A 23,413-nucleotide genomic window follows, 5' to 3' on the forward strand; every position below is an offset into this window, starting at 1 on the left:
GCGCAGGCCGCCGGCCTGTTCGGCGCCGAGCAGGACGTCGAGTCCGCCGCCGAGCGGGTCTCCGTCGATCAGCATCGTGCGGTGCCCGGCCCGGGCGGCGCGGACCGCGAGCGCGCAGGCCAGCGTGGAGGCCCCGGCGCCGCCGCGCCCGCCGAGCACGGCGACGGTGAGCGCGGGCGGCCCGACGCCTTCGGTGGCGTCGGCGATCCGGTCGAGCAGCCAGGGCTGGGCGTCCGGCAGGAACAGCACGTGCTCCGCGCCGAGCCGGACGGCGCGCACCCAGATCTCCCCGTCGTCGAGGTCGAGCCCGAGCAGCAGTACGCCGGGCCGGCGGGGCAGGCCGGCGCACTGCTCGGCGAGGTCGTCGCCGACCAGCACCAGTGGGGCGTTCTCCCACAGTCGGACGGGTGGTGGGGCTCCGCCGAGCAGCCGTGGTTCGGCTCCGGCGGCGGCGCACAGGCGGGTGAGCTGTTCGGCGAGGGTCTCGTCGGCGGTGAGGATCAGCGGCCCGGGCGGGGGCTCGGGGCCGGTGGCGTGCGGGTCGGTGACGAATGCGGACAAGGCGGGCCTCCGCGTGGTGCGGGATCGGTCTGACGGCGCATCAACCGCGGCGGCCCGGGTGGGTCGGCGCAGCGTCGCGGACACCACGGTGGGGGACGGCGCGGAATGCGTCAGCCGAGTTCGCAATGCCTGTGGATAACCCGAGCCTGTGGATAACCGAGCTCACTCGGACGGGGGCCAAAGCAGTTCGGAATTGACGCATCGGGTATACCAATATGACGCTCGATCCACTACGGAGAGTGACAAATGAGCGGACGCGAAGAAGCCTCGACAGCGGCTGGAAAACCGCCGGAGCACCCCCCTGAACCGCCCGTCACGCCACTCCCTGGAGGCTCAATTGCCTAGGAAAATGGCCCCGGACATGCGACGACCCCCGCCGGGGGGGAGAGCGGGGGTCGTCTATCCACGGCCCGGCTCGGGGGGGAGGAGCCGGACCGGGTTAGCACGGTCGCGCGAACGATCCGTGACTTCCATGGTGTACCCGACCGCTCAGAAACACAAACCCGCACGCCCACGGGTCCACCGAATGGCCGCCTGTTTTGCCGGCCCCTCTATCCTCGGTTCCCGTGGACACCACCGAGAACGCCGACTTCGCCGACCGCGGTGCCGACTCCGACGCACCGGACTCCATCGAGCCCGTGACGGACACCACAGGGCCCACCCGACCCGGGTACGGCGTGCCGCGGACCGCCGCCTTCTTCGACCTCGACAAGACGATCATCGCCAAGTCCAGTGCGCTCGCCTTCAGCCGGCCGTTCTACCAGGGCGGCCTGATCAACCGTCGCTCGGTGGTGAAGAGCGCCTACGCCCAGTTCGTCTTCCTGGTCGGCGGCGCGGACCACGACCAGATGGAGAAGATGCGGGCCTACCTGTCGGCGCTCACCCGGGGCTGGAACGTCCAGCAGGTGCGGGAGATCGTCGCGGAGACCCTGCACGGCATGATCGACCCGATCATCTACGACGAGGCCGCCTCGCTGATCGAGCAGCACCACGCGGCCGGGCGGGACGTGGTGATCGTCAGCAGCTCCGGCTCCGAGGTGGTCGAGCCGATCGGCCAACTGCTGGGCGCCGACCACGTGATCGCCACTCGCCTGCACGTCGAGGACGGCCGCTACACCGGCGAGATCGAGTACTACGCGTACGCCGAGAACAAGGCCGCGGCGATCCGCGAGCTGGCCGAGCGGGAGGGCTACGACCTCGCCAACTGCTATGCGTACAGCGACTCCTCGACCGACCTGCCGATGCTGGAGACGGTCGGCCACCCGGCCGCGGTGAACCCGGACCGGGCGCTGCGGAAGGAGGCGGTGGCCCGCGAGTGGCCGGTGCTGGTGTTCAGCCGGCCGGTCGAACTGACGCGCAGGCTCCCGGAGTTCCACGCGCCCAGCCGTTCGGTACTGGCCGCCGTGGCGGTCGGCGCGGCGGCGCTGACGGCCGGGGTGCTCTGGTACAGCGCCCGGCGGCGGCGCCCGACGGCCTGATCCCGCGACACCATCGGCCGCAACATCACCGGCTACGGCGGGCGGAACGGCCCTGCGCGAGGCCGCGATTCACCAAATCGGACAAACCGCACGGGAACCCAGTAAACCACCCTTTTCCGGGTTCCCCTTTTGTCCGATCTGCGGTAGAAATGGGTTAGGCCCGCGAGACCCGGTCAGGACCCAACAGGGTCGATCCGACAACGCAGTTCAGGCCCCACGGACCCCACGCACGGACAATCGGGCACCCACATGCAGCCGACCCGCTGTCGGGCCGCCGCACCAGGCGAAGGGCAACAGGACCCCGCCTGATGGGCATTGCACGGTGCATGCACTGGTAACCCGGTCTCCGTGCCAGCGGCGACGCCCGGAAGTCTCGGACGTCGCCGCAACCGCGTTCACGCACCAACCGCAGCCACGCCCCCGGACCAACCGCGGCCGTACCCCTCGGACCGGCCGCAGCCACGCCCCCGAAGCGGCCGCGACTGCGTTCCCGGATCAACCGCAACTGCGCCGGGGCGTCCGCCGGTTCAGACCATGCCGCGCTGCATCGCCTCGCACACCGCCGTACTCTCGCGAACGCCGAGGCCGAGCCCGGCGGCGCAGTGGGTGAGCCAGCGGGCCATGCCCTCGGGGGTGCCCTCCAGGTAGCCCAGCAGCGCCTGCCGGTAGGCGGCGGTGCCGAGTTCGGCGAGGCCGACCTCGGCGGGGCAGATCGCCTTCGGGTCGAGGCCCTCGGCGGTCAGCACGATCCGCTGGGCGGTGCGGGCGACCAGGCCGTTGTAGTCGCCGAAGGGGCGCAGCGCGAGCAGTTCGCCGTGCACGACGGCGGCCACCACCAGGGCGGGCGCGCCGCCGGTGGGGCGTTCGGCGCGGGCGGCCAGCAGTCCTGCGAGCTGGTCGAGGCGGGCGGCCACCTCGTCGGCGGCGGGCGGCGGCGGGATTTCGCCGACCGGGCCGTCGGGCGCGACGCCTTCGGTGGCGGCGATCTCGCGCGGGAACAGCGGCGCGGCGCTCTCGCCGGCGCGGCGCGGGCGGCCGGCGGCCGGGTCGGCGTCGCCGACGGCGAGCAGGTGGAGGCGGGCCAGCACCTGGAGCGGGGAGGTGCGCCAGATGCTGAGCAGCTGGCCGGCCTCGGCCGAGAGGCGCAGGGCGGCGCCGATCGTCCGGGCCTCGGGGTCGGCGCCGAAGTCGGTGCGGCGGCGGACCTCCTCCAGCGGCCAGTCGGCGCCTTCCAGGGCGGCGGAGGCGCGGGCGCCGCGCAGTGCGGACTCGGACGTCACCTCGCCCGCCCGGCGCCGCATCACGCGGTGTCCGTAGAGGCGGTCGACGTTCTTGCGCACCTCGGCGACGGCCTCGGGGACCCCGGCCAGCTGGGCCAGCGGGGCGAGCGGGTCTGTTCCTGTGGTCACCTACCCGAGAGTAATGAATCGACGGGGCGACCGGGCGGCAACCCCCGGGTCACCCTTTCGTGGCAATCCGCCTTTCCCCCATGTGCTGCACCCCAAACCACCGCTAGCATGAGCCGAAATCGGTGACGATAACGATTTCCAACAAGCGCGGCCCCCACGAGCGCGCCCGCAGGCGGCAGTGCCACCGCACCCCCGCACCCCCAGGCAGCGCGCGGCACACAGAGCCGCGGCACCGCAGAGCTACAGCACTACAGAGCCACAGAGCCGGAGACTCAGATGAAGATCGCCTTCGTCGGCAAGGGCGGCAGCGGCAAGACCACCCTGTCCGCACTGTTCATCCGTCACCTGGCCGCCGCCGGCTGTCCGGTGGTCGCCGTCGACGCGGACATCAACCAACATCTGGGCCCGGCGCTCGGCCTGACGGACGCCCAGGCCGCGGCGCTGCCCTCGCTCGGCGCCCACCTGCCGGAGATCAAGGAGTACCTGCGCGGCGCCAACCCACTGATCCGCTCCGCCGAGGAGATGATCAAGACCACCCCGCCCGGTCCCGGCTCCCGGCTGCTGCGGATCGTCGAGGAGAACCCGGTCTACGCGGCCTGCGCCCGACCGATCGCCCTGGACGAGGGCTCGGTTCGGCTGATGGCGACCGGCGCGTTCACCGAGGAGGACCTCGGGGTGGCCTGCTACCACTCCAAGGTCGGCGCGGTGGAGCTGCTGCTCAACCACCTGCTGGACGGCCCGGACGAGTACCTGGTCACCGACATGACGGCCGGCTCCGACTCGTTCGCCTCCGGCCTGTTCACCCGCTTCGACCTGACCTTCCTGGTCGCCGAGCCGACCCGCAAGGGCGTCTCGGTGTACCGCCAGTACAAGGAGTACGCCCAGGACTTCGACGTCCACCTGCGGGTGATCGGCAACAAGGTGCAGAGCGCGGACGACCTCGACTTCCTGCGCCGCGAGGTCGGCGACGACCTGTACGCCGCGTTCGGGCACTCCGACTGGGTGCGGCGGCTGGAGCGCGGGGACGAGCCGCCGCTGCGCGAGCTGGAGCCGGCCAACCGCGAGGTGCTGGGTCGGCTGCGGACGGCCGCGGACGCCGCGCACCAGTTGCGCGACCCGGGCCGCTACAGCGCCCAGGCGGTCCGGTTCCACCTGCGCAACGCGGAGAGCTGGGGCAACGCCAAGATCGGCGCAGACCTGGCCACCCAGGTGGCCCCGGACTACGTGCTGGGCATCGAACAGGCCCGGACCGCCGGGGTCTGAGCCGCCGGCCCGAGGGGCCGGTCCGTCCTGCTGGACGGGCCGGCCCTTGGTGTTTCCGGCGAATTCCCGTCTGGTTCGGGTACCACACGATGTGGTGAAAAGCCCTTTTTGCGCTTCCACCTCGCGCGCACGCTGTGCAAAGGTCTCATTACTCTCGGTTTACCAAGTCTTGAACCCGGGTCGCCACTGGCCGTCGCCGCGCCTCCCGGGCCCGAGCGGCCACCCGTCGTCCGGCCGCTCCCCACGCCCGCTGCGACCCACGACAGCCGATCCGACCGAGACCCCACCCCGCCGGACGTGACTGCGTCCGCTCCCCCGGAAGAAAACGGGAAGAGACATGCCTCTCGACATCTCCAGCGCCCCCATCGCCTCCGACACCACCGACCACGCCCCGCCGGCCGGCCACGCCCCGCCCGCCGGTCTGGCTTCGCTGGCCGGGCGGCGGGTGCGCGCGCTGCTGGCGCACGACCTGCCGGCCTCGCTCGCGGTGTTCCTGATCGCCGTGCCGTTCTCGCTCGGCATCGCGCTGGCCACCGGCGCTCCGCTGACGTCTGGTCTGGTCGCCGCCGCCGTGGGCGGGCTGGTGGCCGGCCTGCTCGGCGGCACCCACCTGCAGGTCAGCGGGCCGTCCGCCGCGCTCACCGTGGTCACCGCCGGGGTGATCGCCCAGTTCGGCTGGCAGATCGCCTGTCTGGTGACGATCGCCGCCGGTCTGCTGCAACTGCTGCTCGGCTCCCTGCGGGTGGCCCGCGCCGCGCTCGCGGTCTCCCCCGCCGTGGTGCACGGCCTGCTGGCCGGGGTGGGCCTCACCATCGCGATCGCCCAACTGCACGTCATCCTCGGCGGCTCGCCGCACAGTTCGGCCCTGGCCGACCTGCGCTCGCTGCCCGCCGAGCTGGCCGGCCCGCACCCACCCGCGCTGATGGTCGGCCTGCTGGCGCTCGCCGTGCTGTACGGCTGGCCGAGGCTCGCCCGGCTGCCGGGCCCGGCCGGCCGGTTCGGCGCCCGGCTGGCCCGGCTGCCCGCCGCACTGGTCGCGGTCGCCGCCGCCACCGCGCTCTCGCTGATCGCCGAACTGCGCCTGGCCCGGGTCGAGCTCCCGGTCTGGGAGCACCACCAGTTCTTCGCGCCACCCTCGCCGGGCGTGCTGGCCGACCACTGGGCGGCGCTGCTCGGCCTGGTGCTCACGGTCGCCGCGGTGGCCGGCGTCGAGTCCCTGCTGTCCTCCGTCGCCGTCGACCGGATGACCCGCCGCACCGGCGACCTGGATCGCGAGCTGCGCGCCCAGGGCGTGTCCAACCTGCTCTCCGGGCTGCTCGGCGGGCTTCCGGTGGCCGGCGGTGCGGTGCGCTCCACGGCCAACGTGCAGGCGGGGGCGGCCACCCGGGCGTCCGCGGTGCTGCACGGCTGCTGGGTGCTGGTCGCGGCGCTGGCGCTGACCGCGGGGCTGCGCCGGATCCCGCTGGCGGCGCTGGCCGCGCTGGTGCTGGTGGTCGGCGTGCAGATGGTGAGCTTCGCGCACATCCGCCGGGTGCACCGGCACCGCGAGTTCCCGGTCTACCTGGCCACCGTGCTCGGCGTGGTGCTGCTCGGCGTCCCGCTCGGGGTGGTCCTCGGCGGCTCGGTCGCCGTGCTGCTCGCCCTCTACCGGCTGACGCGGGCCCACGTCGAGGTGACCACCGAGCCGGACGGCTCCTGCACCGTCCGCACCCACGGTCCGCTGACGTTCGTGGCCGTGCCCAAGCTGAGCCGGGCCTTCGCCCGGATCCCCGCCGGTGCCCGGGTGACGGTCCGGCACGACGGCTCCTTCCTCGACCACGCCGCGTTCGAGGCGCTGCACGCCTGGCGCGCCGACCATCAGGCCACGGGCGCCCAGGTCTCGATGCTGACGGACCCTCAGGCGCAGGAGGTGCTCGATCCCGACGGCACCGTCCTGGTCGACGACGCCCCCGGGCCGCACCGCTGCAGCGGCTGGACGCCCTGGGTGGGCCACCACTGCATCGAGCGGGACGAGGACGATCCGCACGTCCGGCTGCTGCACGGGGTGCGCGGCTTCCAGCAGCACACCGCCCCGCTGGTCCGCCACGAGCTGGCCCGGCTGGCCCGCGACGGCCAGACCCCCTCGCAGCTCTTCCTCACCTGCGCGGATTCCCGGATGGTCACCAGCATGATCACCAGTTCCGGCCCGGGCGATCTCTTCACCGTCCGCAATGTCGGCAACCTGGTGCCCGCCCCGCACGAGCCGGGCGCGGCGGACGACTCGGTGGCCGCAGCCGTCCAGTACGCGGTGGAGGTGCTGGAGGTCGCCTCGATCACGGTCTGCGGGCACTCCGGCTGCGGTGCGATGAAGGCCCTGCTGGACGGCGTGACGGAGCAGGCCGGGCCGCCCACGGCACTGGCCCGGTGGCTGCGCAACGGCCGCGGCTCGCTGGCCCGGCTGCGCCGGGCCCCGGCGGAGTTCGAGGGCCGCGCGGCAGTGGATGTGGTCGAGCAGCTGTGCATCACCAATGTGGTGCAGCAGCTCGACCAGCTGATGGCCAACCCGGCCGTCGAGCGCCGGGTGTCGGACGGGTCGCTGCGCCTGGTGGGGATGTACTTCGACTTCGCCTCCGCGCAGGCCTATGTGATGGACGGTCAGTCCGGCCGCTTCGCACCGGTGCACGCGGAGGCCGAGCGGGAGCCGGAACCCGAACTGGCCGCGTAGCGGGCCGTTCGGCGATCGATCGCCGGTCGCGGGTCACCGTTCGCGGGACCGCCGACTGCCGGTCGTGAAGAAGGAGACAGGGGCGCATGGAGGGTTCTCCAGCGCCCCTGGTTGTGCGTCAGCCGCCGGTGCGGCGGCGGAGCAGGTTGGCGAGGTCCGCCGGGGTGACGTAGCCGGGCCAGCGATGGTCGTCGAACAGGTGGACACCGGCGTCCTGGTAGCACTGATCGACGAGTTGCGAGCAGATCATGTGCTTGGTGGAGGCGACGTACTTGCGCAGCAGCGGGCCCGCGGGGAGGCGCAGGCGGGCGGCGCCGAGGGCGAGGTAGTCGGCGAAGGAGTAGGGGGTGCCGAGGTAGGAGTGGGCGGCGGTGGTGATGGCGGTGCGCTGGTCGTCGGTGAGCGGGATGTGGCCGGTGGACCAGAGCACGGGGTGTCCGTCGTAGTCGCTGAGCGGGTCGAGTGCCGCGCCGCCGGGCTGGGCCTCGACCACGAGGCCGTCGCCGACGAAGACGAAGGCGTGTTCGTAGTCGGAGAATCCGTCGCCGTTGAGGAATTGGCCGATCCGGATCAGGCGGCCGGTGCGGCCATCCATGCGGACGACCGCGAAGTCGCCGGGCCGGGGTGAGGTGTCGGTCATGCAGAACCCCCGTCACTGTCGCGTACGGTGATGGGTTGCGTACCGTCAGTGGAGTACCGGGGCCGGGGGTCGTCAAGGTGCTGTGCGGGATTGATCGGAGCCGGGGGCGGGAAGGCGTCGGGGTGGACCGGCCGAGCGGCATCGGGGGCATCCACCAGGGGCGCAGCCTGCTGTCGGTCAAAGGTCTACACCAATTTTCCGGAGCCTCTTGTCAACACGGCTCTTGGCCTGGTGAGCTGTGCGCTGGGACACACGGGACCATCCCTCCGCACGGGGTTCCCGGTATTTGAGACTCGATGAGGAGTGCGCGTTGAGCAACGAGAGCCTGGCCAACCTGCTCAAGGAGGAGCGGCGCTTCGCCCCGCCCGCGGAGCTCGCCGCCTCCGCCAACGTCACCGCCGACGCCTACGCCCAGGCTTCCGAGGACCGGCTGGCCTTCTGGGCCGAGCAGGCCCGCCGACTGAGCTGGGCGGTCGAGCCCACCGAGACCCTGGACTGGTCGAACCCGCCGTTCGCCAAGTGGTTCGCGGACGGCAAGCTCAACGTGGCGTACAACTGCGTCGACCGGCACGTCGAGGCGGGCAACGGCGACCGGGTCGCGATCCACTTCGAGGGCGAGCCGGGCGACAGCCGGGCGATCACCTACGCGCAGCTGAAGGACGAGGTCTCCAAGGCGGCCAACGCGCTGCAGGAGCTGGGCGTGGCCAAGGGCGACCGGGTCGCCGTCTACCTGCCGATGATCCCCGAGGCGGTGGTCTCGATGCTCGCCTGCGCCCGCATCGGCGCCGCCCACTCGGTGGTCTTCGGCGGCTTCTCGGCCGACGCGGTGGCCTCCCGCATCCAGGACGCCGACGCCAAGGTGGTGATCACCGCCGACGGCGGCTACCGCCGTGGCAAGCCGTCCGCGCTGAAGCCGGCCATCGACGAGGCGCTGACCAAGGTCGACGGCGTGGAGAAGGTCCTGGTCGTCCGCCGCACCGGCGAGGAGGTGGCCTGGACCGAGGGCCGCGACGTCTGGTGGCACGAGCTGGTCGACGCCCAGTCCGCCGAGCACACCCCCGAGGCGCACGACGCCGAGCAGCCGCTGTTCATCCTGTACACCTCGGGCACCACCGGTAAGCCCAAGGGCATCCTGCACACCTCGGGCGGCTACCTGACCCAGGCGAGCTACACCCACCACGCGGTGTTCGACCTGAAGCCGGAGACCGACGTCTACTGGTGCACCGCCGACATCGGCTGGGTCACCGGCCACTCGTACATCGTCTACGGCCCGCTCTCCAACGGCGCCACCCAGGTGATCTACGAGGGCACCCCGGACACCCCGCACCAGGGCCGGTTCTGGGAGATCGTGCAGAAGTACGGCGTCACCATCCTCTACACGGCGCCCACCGCGATCCGCACCTTCATGAAGTGGGGCGACGACATCCCGGCCCGCTACGACCTGTCGAGCCTGCGGGTGCTGGGCTCGGTCGGCGAGCCGATCAACCCGGAGGCGTGGGTCTGGTACCGGGAGCACATCGGCGCGGGCAGGACCCCGATCGTCGACACCTGGTGGCAGACCGAGACCGGCGCGATGATGATCAGCCCGCTGCCGGGCGTCACCGAGACCAAGCCGGGCTCGGCCCAGCGCGCGCTGCCGGGCATCGCCGCCACCGTGGTGGACGACGAGGCCCGCGAGGTGCCCAACGGCTCCGGCGGCTACCTGGTGCTGACCGAGCCGTGGCCGTCCATGCTGCGCACCATCTGGGGCGACGACCAGCGCTACATCGACACCTACTGGTCGCGGTTCGAGGGCCGCTACTTCGCCGGTGACGGTGCGAAGAAGGACGAGGACGGCGACATCTGGCTGCTCGGCCGGGTGGACGACGTGATGCTGGTGTCCGGCCACAACATCTCGACCACCGAGGTCGAGTCGGCGCTGGTCGGCCACCCGGCGGTCGCCGAGTCCGCGGTGGTCGGCGCGACCGACGCCACCACCGGCCAGGCGATCGTGGCGTTCGTGATCCTGCGCGGCTCGGCCACCGACAGCGCCGACCTGGTCGCGGAGCTCCGCAACCACGTGGGCCGGACGCTCGGCCCGATCGCCAAGCCGAAGCAGATCAACGTGGTCTCCGAGCTGCCGAAGACCCGCTCCGGCAAGATCATGCGCCGCCTGCTGCGCGACATCGCCGAGGGCCGCGAGGTGGGCGACACCACCACGCTGGCCGATTCCTCGGTGATGAACCTCATCCAGTCCCAGCAGACGGCCAACGGCTCCGAGGGCTGATCCTCCGTCAGGCAACGGGCCGGGCCCGCTCCGTGAGACATCGGGGCAGGCCCGGCCCGTTGCCGTTCCCGGCGGCCCGAACGCTCATAAAGTAGGACAGAACGACATACCTCTTGCCGCGCCCCGTAGGATGTCAAGGAATCATCAAGGTCCTGAGGCGCGCCGGGAAGTCTGGTCGGCACTGCACCACCCGTGTGTCCGCATGCCGCCCGCCTCAGGAGGTCCCCCCGTGGCAAGCCCGTCCAACGAGCGCCGCCAGTTCCTCGGTCTGCTCCCGCTGCCCGAACGCCGCTTCATCGCCGACGCGCTGCGCACCGAGACGGTCGGCGGGATCCTGCTGCTGGTCGCCGCCGTCGCCGCGCTGATCTGGGCCAACGTCTGGCCGCACGCCTACGAGACGGTCCGCGAGGTGACCTTCGGCCCGTCCGCGCCGCTGCACCTGGACCTGCCGCTGGAGGCCTGGGCGCAGGACGGGCTGCTGACGATCTTCTTCTTCGTCGCGGGCATCGAGCTGAAGCGCGAGTTCGTGGCCGGGGAGCTGCGTACCCCGAGCGCGGCGCTGCTGCCGGTGGTGGCGGCGGTCTGCGGGGTGGCGCTGCCGGCGCTGCTGTACACGGTGGTGAACGTGGTCGGCGACGGGCACCCGGGAGGCTGGGCGATCCCGACCGCCACCGACATCGCGTTCGCGCTGGGCGTGCTGGCCGTGGTGGGCAGTCACCTGCCGTCCGCGCTGCGGGCGTTCCTGCTGACCCTGGCGGTGGTGGACGACCTGATCGCGATCCTGATCATCGCGGTCTTCTACTCGACCGGGATCACCTTCTGGGCGCTGGGCGCGGCGCTGGCGGGGCTGGTGCTGTTCTGGTTCCTGCACCGGCGCGGGGTGCGCGGCTGGTGGCTGTACGTGCCGCTGGGCGTGCTGATCTGGGCGCTGATGCACGAGAGCGGCATCCACGCGACGGTGGCGGGTGTGGCGATGGGCCTGATCCTGCGCTGCCACCGCGAGGAGGGCGAGGAGCACTCCCCCGGCGAGCGCGTCGAACACCTGGTGCGTCCGCTGTCGGCGGGGTTCGCGGTGCCGATGTTCGCACTGTTCGCGGCGGGGGTGCCGGTGTCCGCGAAGGCGCTCGGCGAGGTGTTCACCGAGGCCACGCCGCTGGGCATCGTGATCGGCCTGCTGGTCGGCAAGTCGGTGGGCATCTTCGGCGGCACCTGGCTGGCCGCCCGCTACACCCGGGCCACCCTGAACCCGCAGCTGACCTGGTCCGACATGTTCGCGCTGTCCACCGTGGCGGGCATCGGCTTCACGGTGTCGCTGCTGATCAGCGACCTGGCGTTCGTCGACGACCCGCACCTGGCCGAGCTGTGCAAGGAGGCCGTCCTGGTCGGCTCGCTGACCTGCGCGGTGGTCGGCACCCTGCTGCTCAAGCGCCGCAACCGGTACTACCGGCAGCTGTGCGAGGACGAGGACCGCGACTCGGACGGCGACGGCATCCCCGATGTGTACCAACAACAGCGGTGACACGCCGTCCGCCGGGGACCCGGAGTGGTGCCCGACTCGCCAGTAGGGGCATGATGCTGAGCTGACACCCGTGCGTGACGCACCCTCAGTACGCCTCATCCAGCCCGCGAAGTGGAGACCGCCGATGGCCGCAGGAGCCACCAACCCGAACGGCAACGGCCGCATCCCGCACGAGGGCGAGCGCACCGTCGGCGAACTGTTCGCCGCCGCCTCCGCCGAGCTCTCCAGCCTGGTGCACGACGAGATCGCGCTGGCCAAGGCCGAGATCAAGGCGGACGTGACGCGCGGCGGCATCGGCACCGCGGCGGGAGTGGTGGCCGGCGTGGTGGCGCTGGCGTCGATCCCGATGTTCTCGTTCGCCTTCGCCTGGGGCCTGCAGGCACTGGGCATCACGACCGGCTGGTCGTTCGCCATCGTCGGCGGCGCGTACGTGCTGATCGCGGCGTTCCTGGCGTTCATGATGATCCGGTACTTCAAGAAGGTCCGGAAGCCGGAGCGCACCATCGCCGGTGCGCAGGCCACCGCGCAGGTGCTGAAGAACGCCCGGCCGCGGCCGGCCACCAAGGAGGAGATCGACCGGGCGCTGGGCCGGATCCAGTAGCCGGCGACCGGTAACGGTTTGCGCCCGGCCGTGAGTGCCGGGCAGGTACGGAGGGCGCGGATATGACAGGCTGCGGGTATGTCGTTGGACCAGAAGCCCGTGGATGAGCCCGCCCCCGTTCCCGTCCGGCCGGGCGCCGGGGAGCCGTGGAGCGTCCGCTCGGCCGGGCCGTGGACGCACCGCGATCTGGCCGCGAACGGCGCGCGCTTCCACATCGCCGAGCTCGGCGAGGGCCCGCTGGTGCTGCTGGTGCACGGCTGGCCCGAGTACTGGTGGGCGTGGCGGCACCAGCTGACGGCGCTCGCCGAGGCGGGCTTCCGGGCGGTGGCGCTGGACCTGCGCGGGATGGGCGGTTCGGACCGCACGCCGCGCGGCTACGACCCCGGCAACCTGGCGCTGGACGTCACCGGAGTGATCCGCTCGCTGGGCGAGCGGCAGGCGCACCTGGTGGGCCACGGCACCGGCGGCACGCTGGCCTGGGTCGCCGCGGTGATGCGCCCCTCGGTGATCCGCAGCCTGACCGTGGTGTCGGCCGCACACCCGCGGCACCTGCGGCGGGCGCTGCTCACCGACCGGAAGCAGATCGCGGCGTTCGACCACGTGCTGGGCTTCCAGCGGCCGTGGATCCCGGAGCGCCGGCTGGTCGCGGACGACGGGGCGCTGGTCGGCGACTACCTGCGGGCCTGGACCGGGCCGAACATGCTGCCCGAGGAGGCCGTGACGTCCTACCGCAGGGCGATCCAGGTGCCGAGCACCGCGCACTGCTCGATCGAGCCGTACCGCTGGCTGATGCGCTCGATGGCCCGGCCGGACGGCATCCAGTTCGCGCGCCGGATGAAGAAGCAGATCACCGCGCCGGTGCTGCACCTGCAGGGCGCCTCCGACCCGGTGCTGCTGTCGCGCACCGCGCTGGGGGCGGGCGAGTTCGTCTCCGCGCCGTACCGGTGGCGACTGCTCCCGGGGGTGGGGCACTTCCCGCACGAGGAGGTGCCGGAGGAGTTCACGGCGGAGCTGATCGGGTGGGTCCGGCAGCACAAGGACGGCTGACCACTCGGCGTCAATCCCGGTGTGCCGCGCGGGACTTGACGATATTCATATGACAAGCGCATAAGCCAGTTGCATGGCGCGGGGCGGTTACTCCGGGCGGCCCAGGGGAATCCCTCCGGTATGACCTGGATGCCCGATCGAGAAGCCCAGCCGCGCCGACGCCGCCGTGGCAGCAGCAGCTCGCAGCAGCACGTCCCGCAGCCGGAGTGGCCCTACCGGCCCACCGAGCGGACGCCACGCGGCACGGGGTACCGGCTCGGCATTCCGAAGATCATCGGACGGCGCGCCCGCTGGGTCGGCGCGAGGCTCCGCCGGGAGGGGTGACCGCGCTCCCGACCTGCGAAACGGCCGGGGGCCGCGAGGAGACCGTTCTCCCCGCGGCCCCCGGCCGCACTCGCCCCCGACGCCGGTTCAGCCCAGGACGCTCGGCGAGATCGCGGTGGACCACAGCAGCAGACCGAAGGTCGCCACCGACATCACCGGGACCAGGATCTTGGTCTCCATGTCGTTGCCGGTGCGCTTGATCAGGACCACCTCGTAGCGCTCCTTGTGCGGCCACAGCAGCGGTGAGCCCTGCTTGGTCAGGCAGTCGCCGAGCAGGTGCGCCAGGGTGCCCAGGGCCACCGCGTACGGCAGCCAGCCCGGGGCGTTGGGCAGCCAGGTGAGCATGCCGAAGGTGCCGAGCGCGGCCAGGCCGACCACGATGATCCAGGGCGCGTGCCCGTGGCCCGGCGGGTGCAGGCGCAGCGCCTTGATCGCCATGGCGAGCAGGAAGAAGGTCAGGCCGATGGTGAAGTACCGGCCCAGGAAGGTGATGCCGGCCCAGCTGCCGCCGCCCATCAGGGCCACGAACAGCAGCGAGTGGGTGGCGTGCCGGTGGCCGCCGGAGGCCCAGGCGACGAATCGGCACAGCAGCTTGGAGACCGGGCCGAGGAAGTTGGCGATCGTCCCGTCGTGGTGGTCGAGGTCCGGCAGCAGCGCCGCGCCGGCGCACAGCACGGTGCCCATCAGCACCTCGGCCGGCGACAGATGGATCCCCATCAGCGGCGGAACGAACGGCGCGGTGGCCGCGAACAGCAGTGCGCCGCTGACCGCGTGCGAGTGACCCATCATGACGTCTGTCGAACCTCCCGTCGGGCTCCGCCGGGGGCGACCCGGCTGGGCCGTTCGGGTGAGCTCGGCCGACGCTACCAGGCAGCGCCGACGGGTCGTCAGGGAACGCGCGGCGGGCGGCCGGTCAGAGCGCGCAGCCCTGGGTGTCGACCCGGCCGGCGGCGGTGGCGCCCTGGGTGACGTCCTCCTTCACCTCGGCGGCGGTCAGCACGTAGCCGGTGTCGGAGCTGTCCAGCGACTTGGCGAACACCACGCCGTACACCTGGCCGTCCGGGGTGAGCAGCGGGCCGCCGCTGTTGCCCTGGCGGACCAGCGAGCGGATCGAGTAGACGTCGCGGACCACCTGGCCGCGGTGGTAGATGTCCGGGCCGTTGGCCTGGATGCGGCCGCGGATGCGGGCGGGCTGGACGTTGAAGGCGCCGTTCTCGGGGAAGCCCGCGACGATCGCCGAGTCGTTGCTGCGGGCCTCGCCGGCGAAGGTCAGCGGCGGGGCGTTCAGCCGGGGGACGTCCAGCACGGCGATGTCGCGCTGCCAGTCGTAACGGACCACGGTGGCGTCGTAGAGCTGGCCGGTGCCGCCGATCTGCACGGTCGGCTCGTCGACGCCGCCGACCACGTGCGCGTTGGTCATCACCCGGTGCGGGGCGAACACGAAGCCGGAGCCCTCCAGGGTCTTGCCGCAGGAGGGGGCGGTGCCCAGCACCTTCACCAGCGAGCCCTTGGCCTTCTGCACGCCCGCGCTGCCGGCCAGCGCCGGGTCGGGCGGGTCGACCTCGGTGATCGGCTCCTGCTCGAACGGGTTGAACACCTGCGGGAAGCCGTTGCGGGCGAGTTCCTTGCTGAAGTCGGAGAACCAGTTCGGGGCGTCGGACGGCAGCGCCGACTGCACCGAGCCGAGCACCTTGGAGGTCCGGACCTGCTTGGAGACCGTCGGCAGCGAGGTGCCCGCCAGCGCCGAGCCGATCAGCCAGGCCACCAGCAGCATGGACAGCACGTTCACCAGGGAGCCGCCGACCGCGTCCAGGGTCTTGACCTTGGCGCGGCCGATCCGTCCGCGCAGCTTCCAGCCGAAGTGGGTGGTGATGGCCTGGCCGACCGCGGCGAGCACGATCACCACCACGACCGCCACCACCGAGGCGGTGGTGCCCTGGGAGAGGTGGCGCAGGAGCAGCGGGAGCAGCTGGACGGCGATCAGGCCGCCGCCGAGGAAGCCGAGCACCGAGAGCACGCCGACCACGAATCCCTGCCGATAGCCGGAGACGGCGAAGCCCAGTGCGGCGGCGATCAGCAGCAGATCCAGGACGTTCACCCGGATACCCTCCCACGACCCACCGGGCGGGGGACAACGGCCGTCCGGTGTCGCCCGATCGGGTCAGCCCGGCAAGCAGCTCGCCCGGAATGGTTGGGACTGTCTGACCATCCGGACAGCTGACCAGGGATCAGGGAGCCGCGCCATGGAACAGCCCAGGTGGGACGTGCCCGTCGTGGACCGCACCGAATTCCGGCCCGCCCTCGATCTCCCGCCGTCCGCCCGCCAGAACCGGTTCACCGTGCTGCTGCGCCTGCTGCTGCTGATCCCGCAGCTCATCGTGCTGTGGCTGCTGTCGATCGTGGCCTTCGTGGTCACGGTGATCGGCTGGTTCGGCGCGCTGTTCACCGGCCGGCTCCCCCGGTTCGCCGCCGAGTGGCTGTCCGGGTTCCTGGCGTACGACACCAGGGTCTACGCCTCGATGCTGCTGATGGTCGACCGCTACCCGCCGTTCCGCTTCGCCGCGCCCGAGCACCCGGTGCGGATCGAGGTGCACCCCGGCGAGCCGCTGAACCGGCTCGCGGTGTTCTTCCGGCTGCTGCTGGTCATTCCGGCCGCGATCGTCCAGGGCCTGCTGCAGGCGGGCTGGTGGTCGCTGTCGGTGATCCACTGGCTGGTCGTACTGGTCATGGGCCGGATGCCGCAGGCGCTGTTCGAGGCCACGGCCGCCGTGCTGCGCTACCGGGTCCGGTTCCAGGCGTACCTGATGATGCTCACGTCCTCCTACCCCAAGGACGTGTTCGGCGACCCGCCGAACGCCGAGCCGCAGCGCTCCGCGACCCGGCCGCTGGTGCTGACCGGGGCCGCGAAGGCGCTGCTGGTGATCTACCTGGTGCTCGGGGTGGCCTCGTGGGCGGCGGGCTCGGCGAGCGACGAGTGGCACTCCGAGGACGACAACCCCGGGGACGTGGTCACGACGCTCGCCCCGCTGCGCGTCGGCCTCTGAGGACCGGTCAGGAGCGGTGGCGCAGCGACAGCGCCACCGCCTCCTCGGAGAGCTCCACGGTGCGCCCGCTGTCCCAGGGCCGCTCCAGGCCGCTGAAGTGCAGCACCCGGTCGATCACCCCGGCCGTGAAGCCCCACACCAGCCGGTCGGCGACCTGGAACGCCGGGCCGGTGAACCCGGACGGGTGGCGCAGCCGGGCCCGGTTCGCCGGGTCGGTCAGCTCCGCCAGCGGGACCCGGAACACCGCACCGGTCTCCGCCGGGTCGACCACTGCGACCGGCGACTCGCGCCGCCACCAGCCGAGCACCGGCGTCACCACGAAGCCGCTCACCGGGATGTACAGCGCGGGCAGCCGGGCGAACAGCTGCACGCCCGACGGGTCGAGGCCGGTCTCCTCGGTGGCCTCGCGCAGCGCCGCCGCCAGCGGGCCCGAGCCGGCCGGGTCGCCGTCCTCCGGGTCCAGCGCGCCGCCGGGGAAGGACGGCTGGCCGGCGTGCGAGCGCAGGCTGCGGGCCCGTTCGATCAGCAGCAGGTCCGGGCCGGCCAGGCCCTCGCCGAACAGCATCAGCACCGCCGACGGGCGGCCGCCCTCGGCGGGCGGCAGGAACCGGCTCAGCTGCTCGGGCACCGCCCGCTCGGCGGCGTCGCGCACCGGCAGCAGCCACTCGGGCAGGCCGTCCCGGAGCACTGCGGGCATCGTCATGCCGTGCCTCCCACGTTCTTCCGGGCGGCCCGCACCGCGGCCGGGGCGGTGTCGGGCAGCGGGTGTCCGGCCGCGACCTCGGCGCGGGCCGCCGCCTCGCCCGGGAAGTCGGCCGGGGGCCGGAGGCGCTGGCCGGGCTGTCCGGCGAGCTCGTACTTGAGCAGCTTGCGGGCCTGCTCCGGGTCGGTCTCGCCGATGCCGTAGGACGGGCAGAGCGGGGCGATCGGGCACGCCCCGCAGGCGGGCTTGCGGGCGTGGCAGACCCGGCGGCCGTGGAACACCACCCGGTGCGAGAGCATCGTCCACTCCGACTTCGGGAAGATCGCCGCGACCTCGGCCTCGACCTGCTCCGGGTCCTCGGCGGTGGTCCAGCCGAACCGGCGGGCGAGGCGTCCGAAGTGGGTGTCGACGGTGATCCCGGCGCCGCCGAACGCGTTGCCGATCACGACGTTGGCGGTCTTGCGGCCCACCCCGGGGAGGGTGACCAGGTCCTCCAGCTTGCGCGGCACCTCGCCGTCGTAGCGGTCGCGGAGCGCGATCGACAGGCCGATCAGCGACTTCGACTTGGCCCGGAAGAAGCCCGTCGGGCGGACGATCTCCTCCAGCTCCTCGGGGACGGCCGCCGCGAGGTCCTCCGGCGTCGGGTACTTGGCGAACAGCGCCGGGGTGGTCTGATTGACCCTCAGGTCGGTGGTCTGCGCCGACAGCACGGTCGCCACCAGCAGTTGGAACGGCCCGTCGAAGTCCAGCTCGGGGTGCGCGTACGGGTAAAGCTCCGCCAGCTCACGGTTGATCCTCCGGGCCCGGCGCACCATCCCCAGGTGCGTCTCGGGCTTCTTCCGCCCGGCCTTCGCGACCTTGCTCTCTGCCATGCACGAAGGCTACGCCGATCCGCCGGACCCACGGCCGCTTTGCCCCGAGGACGGCGAAGTGCCCGGCGCTCACCGGGGAGCGCCGGGCGGTCGGCGGGACGGGGCGGCGGATCAGGCGGCGGCCTCCACCGGCTCGGCGGCGGGGGCCGGGGTGCGCAGGGTGAGCAGCGAGGCCAGGGCGCCGAGCAGGGCCAGGGCGGCGGCGCCGGTGAAGGCGGCGGAGAAGCCGTGGGTCAGGGCGATCGGGTTGCCGAGCTCGCGGGAGCCGTTGGCGGCGGCGACGGCGGTCATCGCGGCCAGGCCGAGGGCGGAGCCCACCTGGTAGGAGGTGTTGACGATGCCGGAGGCGAGGCCGCCCTCGGCGGGGTTCGGGACGGCGAGGGCGGTGCCCAGCGACGGGATGAAGGCGAGCGCCATGCCGACGGCGGCGAGCAGCGAGGCCGGCAGGACGTCGACCGCGAAGCTGCCGTCCGGGCGGGCCAGCGACAGCCAGTACATGCCGGCGGCGAGCGCGGCCAGGCCGGTGACGATCAGCGGCTTCGGGCCGAAGCGGGCGATCAGCCGGGGCGCCAGGACGATCATCATCAGCATGATCGCGGCGGTCATCGGCAGCAGCGCCGCACCGGAGGCGAAGGCCTCCAGGCCGAGCACCTGCTGCAGGTAGAGGTTGAGGAAGAACCACATCGGGATCCAGGCCGCCGCCATCAGCAGCTGCGCCAGGTTGGCGCCCGCCAGGTTGGGGCTGCGCCAGATGCCGAGGCGCATCAGCGGCTCGCTGCGGCGGGACTGGACGGCGACGAACGCGGCGATCAGCAGGAGGCCGGCGGCCAGCACCAGCCAGGTCTGCGCGGAGTCCCAGCCGACCTCGGGGGCCCGGACGATGGCGAACACGGTGACGGCGAGGCCGGCGGTGACGGTGATCGCGCCCAGCCAGTCGATCGATCCGCGGCGGGCCGCGGCGGCGGGCATCACGGACGGGCCGGCGAGCAGCACCAGCAGGGCCACCGGGAGGTTGATCCAGAACACCCACTCCCAGCTGGCGTACTGGGTGATCAGGCCGCCGAGGAACACGCCCGCGGTGCCGCCGGCCGGGGCGGCCGCGCCGTACAGGGCGAAGGCCTTGGGCAGTTCGGTGGGACGGCCGCCGAACAGGGTCATCAGCAGGGTGAGCGCGGCCGGGGCGATCAGCGCCGAGCCGGCGCCCTGGGCGGCGCGGCCGACCAGTTCGACCCAGGCGGTGCCGGCCAGGCCGGCCACCAGGGAGCCGGCGGCGAGGACGACCCAGCCGGCGGCGAAGATCCGCTTGGCGCCGAGCAGGTCGGACAGGCGTCCGCCGAGCAGCAGCAGGCCGCCGAAGGCAATCACGTAGGCGTTGAACACCCAGGACAGGTTCTCCTGCGAGAACCCGAGCGCGGTCTGCATCTTCGGCAGGGCCACGCCGATGATCGAGGTGTCCATGATGACCATGAACTGGGCGAGGGCGATCAAGGCGAGCGCCGTCCAGCGGCGGGGTGCAGGGGGTGCGGTGAGGTCTGACATGGCCGGGGGCTCCTCTGGGGATATACCGGGAGGGGGTATGCGGGCGACGTGGGTGTGCGCGGGCCTGGAATCCGCGCCGGGGGTGGTGCGCTCGATCAGTGGTGGTGTGCCGACTCGCTCGAAGCCGGGGCCGGGGCCGGGGCCTCGGTGGCCGCCGGGGCGCCGCCGCCCGCGGTGAGGGTGAAGGCGGCGGTGTGGACGGCGCCCGCGTGCTGGAAGTCCAGGAACAGCCGGTAGTCGCCCGCGGTGGGGGCGGTGGCCTCGAAGTCGACCTCCGGGCCGGGCTCGGTGACCCCGTCGCCGGGCGCACCGTTCGGGTGGACGTGCAGGTAGCCGAGGTCGCCGGCGCGCAGCACCACCAGGTGGCCGTAGGCGGCGAGGTACGGGTCGAGGTCGTCGACCGGACGGCCGTCCTTCGACACCGCGAAGGCGAGCCTGCCCGTCCGGCCGGCCGTCAGGTCGCCGGTGAGGGTCACGGTGTAGCCGTCGACGGTCACCGAGCGGCCGGTCTGCGGAAGGGCGGCCGGCCGGTAGTCGCCGGCGGCGTGCAGGTCCGCGCCGAGGGTCAGCGACTCGGCCTCGGCGGCCGGGACGAAGTCGGCGAACACCCGGTAGTCGCCGGCCTTGGCGATGTTCGCCGGGACGCTCCAGGTGCCGTCCGCGGCGCGGACCGGGTGCACGTGCTGGAAGTCCGTCAGGTCGCGGCTGGCGATGATCAGGTGGAGCTCCTTCTCGTGCGCGGGCTGGTACGCGGTGAGCGGCTTCCCGTCCGGCGCCAGCACCCGGAAGCTCAGTTCGGTCGGGCCGCCGGCCGGGACCACCGGGCGGTCGAGGCTCAGCGTGTAGCCGCGGTCCGAGATCTGCAGCCCGCCGACCGGATGCTCCTCGCGGCCGCCGCGCCCCTCGGGCGCGGCGGTGGCGTCGTGGGCCTGATGGGCGCGTCCGGCGGCCGGGGTGCTGCCGACGGCGTGGCCGACTCCGTAGGCGGCGCCGAACGCGAGGGCGAGGCCCGAGGTGAAGACGGCGACCTTGAGTGCGGTGTTCATGGCGGACTCCCTCTGACGGGGTGGGGTGCCTGGCGACATCACGGAGTAGATACCCCCCAGGGGTATGTGTCAAGCAACGTGGAACCGGCTTCGACACCGACGGGGCGGGCGAACGGACGGAACCGCGAGGTCAGGGCGGCGGCAGGTCGTCCGCAAAAAGTCTCCGTACGCGGAGCGGGGTGCGAAGGGGTGTGCATAAGGAGGCGTACACAGGGAGGGGACATCCCGGCGGGTCGGGGCGGCGGCGCGGATCCAGGGGTGGAAACGCTTGCACGGCATACCCCCCAGGGGTATAAATGTCATTGCCGAGGGGGATACCCCCTCCAGGTATCGAGAACTTCAACGGAGGATCCCATGTCCTGCTGCTCCAGCGACGGCACCTGCTCCACCACCGCGACCATCGCCGCGCCGGCCGCCGTCACCACCGTGTTCACGGTGTCCGGAATGACCTGCGGGCACTGCGAGAAGACCGTCGGCAAGGCGATCGGGGCGCTCGATGGCGTCGAGGCCGTGCAGGTGGACGTGAAGACCGGGCTGGTCACCGTCGGTTCGACGGCCGAGCTCGACGACGAGACGGTGCGCGCCGCCGTCGACGAGGCCGGCTACGAGCTGACCGGCCGCGCCTGAGAACCGTAGGAACCCGGCCGCCGGCCGGGATGTCCGACACCACGAGGAGCCCCTGATGACCACCCAGGCAGCACCCGCCTCCACCGAGGTGGAACTCCGCATCGGCGGCATGACCTGTGCCTCTTGCGCCGCGCGGATCGAGAAGAAGCTCAACCGCATGGACGGCGTCCGGGCCAGCGTCAACTACGCCACCGAGAAGGCCAAGGTGGTCGTCGACGGGCCCGTGGACGTCTCCGACCTGATCGCCACCGTGGAGGCCACCGGCTACACGGCCGCCCTCCCGGAGCCCCCGGCCGAGGAGAAGGGCGAGCAGGCCGCCGGCGCGGACGACGAGCTGGCCCCGCTGCGGCAGCGGCTGATCACCGCGCTGACGCTGGCCGTGCCGGTGATCGCGATGGCGATGGTGCCGGCGCTGCAGTTCGACAACTGGCAGTGGCTGTCGCTGACGCTGGCCGCGCCGGTCGTCACGTACGCGGCCTGGCCGTTCCACCGGGCCGCCTGGACCAACGCCAAGCACGGCGCGGCGACCATGGACACCCTGGTCTCGCTGGGCACCGGCGCCGCGTTCCTGTGGTCGCTGTGGGCGCTGTTCTTCGGCGACGCGGGCATGCCGGGCATGCGGCACGGCTTCGAGTTCACCATCGCCCGCTCCGACGGCGCGTCGAACATCTACCTGGAGGCGGCGGCCGGCGTCACCGCGTTCATCCTGGCCGGCCGGTACTTCGAGGCCCGGTCGAAGCGGACGGCGGGTGCGGCGCTGAAGGCGCTGCTGGAGCTGGGCGCGAAGGACGTGACGGTGCTGCGGGACGGCCGCGAGGTGCTGCTGCCGATCGGGCAGCTGGCCGTCGGCGACCGGTTCGTGGTCCGTCCCGGCGAGAAGATCGCCACCGACGGCACCGTGGTCGAGGGCAGCTCCGCCGTGGACGCCTCGATGCTGACCGGCGAGTCGGTGCCGGTCGAGGTCGGCCCGGGCGACGCCGTGACCGGTGCCACCGTCAACGCGGGCGGCCGGCTGGTGGTCGAGGCCACCCGGGTCGGCGCGGACACCCAGCTGGCGCGGATGGCGAAGCTGGTCGAGGACGCCCAGAACGGCAAAGCCGCCGCCCAGCGCCTCGCCGACCGGATCTCCGGCGTGTTCGTGCCGGTCGTGATCACCCTGGCGCTGGCCACCCTGGGCTACTGGCTGGGCACCGGCGAGGGCTGGACCGCCGCCTTCACCGCCGCCGTCGCGGTGCTGATCATCGCCTGCCCCTGCGCCCTGGGCCTGGCCACTCCGACCGCCCTGCTGGTCGGCACCGGCCGCGGCGCCCAGCTGGGCATCCTGATCAAGGGCCCCGAGGTCCTGGAGAACACCCGCAAGGTCGACACCATCGTGCTGGACAAGACCGGCACCGTGACCACCGGCCGGATGACCCTGGTCGGCGTGCACACCGCCGAGGGCACCACCGAGGACGAGGCGCTGCGGCTGGCCGGCGCGCTGGAGCACGCCTCCGAGCACCCGATCGCCCAGGCCGTGGCCACCGCCGCGCAGGAGAGGTTCGGCACGCTGGAGCCGGTCGAGGGCTTCGAGAACGTCCCGGGTCTGGGCGTGCAGGGCGTGGTCGACGGCCACGCGGTGGTCGCCGGACGCGAGGCGCTGCTGGCCGACTGGTCGCAGCACCTGCCGGCGGAGCTGCTGGTCGCCAAGGCCGAGGCCGAACGGGCCGGCCGGACCGCGATCGCGGTCGGCTGGGACGGCGCGGCGCGGGCCGTGCTGGAGGTCGCCGACGC

The 23,413-nt window shown here is 72.7% G+C and carries 20 protein-coding genes; 11 read left to right on the plus strand and 9 right to left on the minus strand.

What is annotated here, in order from left to right:
* Positions 1-561, minus strand: a 561-nt coding sequence (gene ssd, locus IEZ12_RS39380; protein WP_308431096.1) for a septum site-determining protein Ssd, incomplete at its 3' end; no start/stop codon positions are given.
* A gap of 677 nt (positions 562-1,238) precedes the next feature.
* Here ssd and IEZ12_RS30670 point away from each other — a divergent pair.
* The gene (locus tag IEZ12_RS30670) at positions 1,239-2,039 is read left to right on the plus strand and encodes an HAD family hydrolase (protein WP_100588331.1); all 801 of its coding nucleotides are present in this window, start codon (positions 1,239-1,241) and stop codon (positions 2,037-2,039) included.
* A gap of 527 nt (positions 2,040-2,566) precedes the next feature.
* On the opposite strand, the gene IEZ12_RS30675 is transcribed toward IEZ12_RS30670, so the two are convergent.
* Entirely contained in the window at positions 2,567-3,448 is an 882-nt protein-coding gene (locus IEZ12_RS30675; protein ID WP_189276670.1) for a Fic family protein, read from the minus strand.
* A 276-nt stretch (positions 3,449-3,724) separates the two neighbouring features.
* Between IEZ12_RS30675 and IEZ12_RS30680 the strand changes: the two genes are divergently transcribed.
* Both IEZ12_RS30680 and IEZ12_RS30685 read left to right on the plus strand, forming a co-directional pair.
* On the plus strand, positions 3,725-4,711 hold the full coding sequence (locus IEZ12_RS30680) for an ATP-binding protein (protein ID WP_100588183.1): 987 nt from the start codon (positions 3,725-3,727) through the stop codon (positions 4,709-4,711).
* Positions 4,712-5,048: 337 nt separating this feature from the next.
* Positions 5,049-7,415 carry a SulP family inorganic anion transporter gene (locus IEZ12_RS30685; RefSeq protein ID WP_189276672.1) on the plus strand — a complete coding sequence of 789 codons (2,367 nt, stop codon included), beginning with the start codon at positions 5,049-5,051 and terminating at the stop codon, positions 7,413-7,415.
* Positions 7,416-7,533: 118 nt separating this feature from the next.
* Here the strand turns inward: IEZ12_RS30685 and IEZ12_RS30690 are convergent, their stop codons facing one another.
* On the minus strand, positions 7,534-8,055 hold the full coding sequence (locus tag IEZ12_RS30690; protein ID WP_189276674.1) for a C40 family peptidase: 522 nt from the start codon (positions 8,053-8,055) through the stop codon (positions 7,534-7,536).
* A gap of 286 nt (positions 8,056-8,341) precedes the next feature.
* Between IEZ12_RS30690 and acs the strand changes: the two genes are divergently transcribed.
* The 5 genes from acs to IEZ12_RS30715 all read left to right on the plus strand — a co-directional run bounded on the left by acs (position 8,342) and on the right by IEZ12_RS30715 (position 13,812).
* Positions 8,342-10,321, plus strand: coding sequence for an acetate--CoA ligase (gene acs, locus IEZ12_RS30695; protein WP_100588180.1), 1,980 nt, complete (start codon positions 8,342-8,344; stop codon positions 10,319-10,321).
* 229 nt (positions 10,322-10,550) lie between these two features.
* Complete coding sequence (nhaA, locus tag IEZ12_RS30700) at positions 10,551-11,840, plus strand: Na+/H+ antiporter NhaA (protein WP_189276678.1); 1,290 nt, start codon at positions 10,551-10,553, stop codon at positions 11,838-11,840.
* Between the two features lie 124 nt (positions 11,841-11,964).
* A complete protein-coding gene (locus IEZ12_RS30705; RefSeq protein WP_043915054.1) occupies positions 11,965-12,441 on the plus strand; it encodes a phage holin family protein in 477 nt (158 codons plus the stop codon).
* A 99-nt stretch (positions 12,442-12,540) separates the two neighbouring features.
* On the plus strand, positions 12,541-13,488 hold the full coding sequence (locus tag IEZ12_RS30710) for an alpha/beta fold hydrolase (RefSeq protein ID WP_189276707.1): 948 nt from the start codon (positions 12,541-12,543) through the stop codon (positions 13,486-13,488).
* 129 nt (positions 13,489-13,617) lie between these two features.
* Positions 13,618-13,812, plus strand: a complete 195-nt coding sequence (locus IEZ12_RS30715) for a hypothetical protein (protein ID WP_229848338.1) — start codon at positions 13,618-13,620, stop codon at positions 13,810-13,812.
* 87 nt (positions 13,813-13,899) lie between these two features.
* Here the strand turns inward: IEZ12_RS30715 and IEZ12_RS30720 are convergent, their stop codons facing one another.
* Both IEZ12_RS30720 and IEZ12_RS30725 read right to left on the minus strand, forming a co-directional pair.
* Positions 13,900-14,601, minus strand: coding sequence for a metal-dependent hydrolase (locus tag IEZ12_RS30720; protein ID WP_043915058.1), 702 nt, complete (start codon positions 14,599-14,601; stop codon positions 13,900-13,902).
* A 124-nt stretch (positions 14,602-14,725) separates the two neighbouring features.
* Complete coding sequence (locus IEZ12_RS30725; RefSeq protein ID WP_189276691.1) at positions 14,726-15,910, minus strand: MarP family serine protease; 1,185 nt, start codon at positions 15,908-15,910, stop codon at positions 14,726-14,728.
* Positions 15,911-16,055: 145 nt separating this feature from the next.
* On the opposite strand from IEZ12_RS30725, the gene IEZ12_RS30730 reads away from it, so the two are divergent.
* Positions 16,056-16,856, plus strand: a complete 801-nt coding sequence (locus tag IEZ12_RS30730; RefSeq protein ID WP_189276693.1) for a DUF4389 domain-containing protein — start codon at positions 16,056-16,058, stop codon at positions 16,854-16,856.
* A 7-nt stretch (positions 16,857-16,863) separates the two neighbouring features.
* Here the strand turns inward: IEZ12_RS30730 and IEZ12_RS30735 are convergent, their stop codons facing one another.
* The 4 genes from IEZ12_RS30735 to IEZ12_RS30750 form a co-directional block, all read right to left on the minus strand.
* Positions 16,864-17,559 carry an NUDIX hydrolase gene (locus IEZ12_RS30735; RefSeq protein ID WP_189276695.1) on the minus strand — a complete coding sequence of 232 codons (696 nt, stop codon included), beginning with the start codon at positions 17,557-17,559 and terminating at the stop codon, positions 16,864-16,866.
* Positions 17,556-18,431, minus strand: a complete 876-nt coding sequence (gene nth / locus IEZ12_RS30740; protein WP_363472244.1) for an endonuclease III — start codon at positions 18,429-18,431, stop codon at positions 17,556-17,558. Before nth ends, IEZ12_RS30735 begins: the two co-directional genes overlap by 4 nt.
* Positions 18,432-18,542: 111 nt before the next feature.
* Complete coding sequence (locus IEZ12_RS30745) at positions 18,543-19,970, minus strand: MFS transporter (RefSeq protein WP_189276697.1); 1,428 nt, start codon at positions 19,968-19,970, stop codon at positions 18,543-18,545.
* A gap of 95 nt (positions 19,971-20,065) precedes the next feature.
* Positions 20,066-21,016, minus strand: coding sequence for a DUF8832 domain-containing protein (locus tag IEZ12_RS30750; RefSeq protein WP_189276699.1), 951 nt, complete (start codon positions 21,014-21,016; stop codon positions 20,066-20,068).
* Positions 21,017-21,370: 354 nt separating this feature from the next.
* On the opposite strand from IEZ12_RS30750, the gene IEZ12_RS30755 reads away from it, so the two are divergent.
* Both IEZ12_RS30755 and IEZ12_RS30760 read left to right on the plus strand, forming a co-directional pair.
* On the plus strand, positions 21,371-21,643 hold the full coding sequence (locus IEZ12_RS30755) for a heavy-metal-associated domain-containing protein (RefSeq protein WP_100588172.1): 273 nt from the start codon (positions 21,371-21,373) through the stop codon (positions 21,641-21,643).
* Positions 21,644-21,698: 55 nt separating this feature from the next.
* A partial coding sequence (locus IEZ12_RS30760; protein ID WP_229848339.1) for a heavy metal translocating P-type ATPase occupies positions 21,699-23,413 on the plus strand: 1,715 nt, incomplete at its 3' end.

The organism is Kitasatospora griseola (genome assembly GCF_014648555.1).
GTDB lineage: Bacteria > Actinomycetota > Actinomycetes > Streptomycetales > Streptomycetaceae > Kitasatospora > Kitasatospora griseola.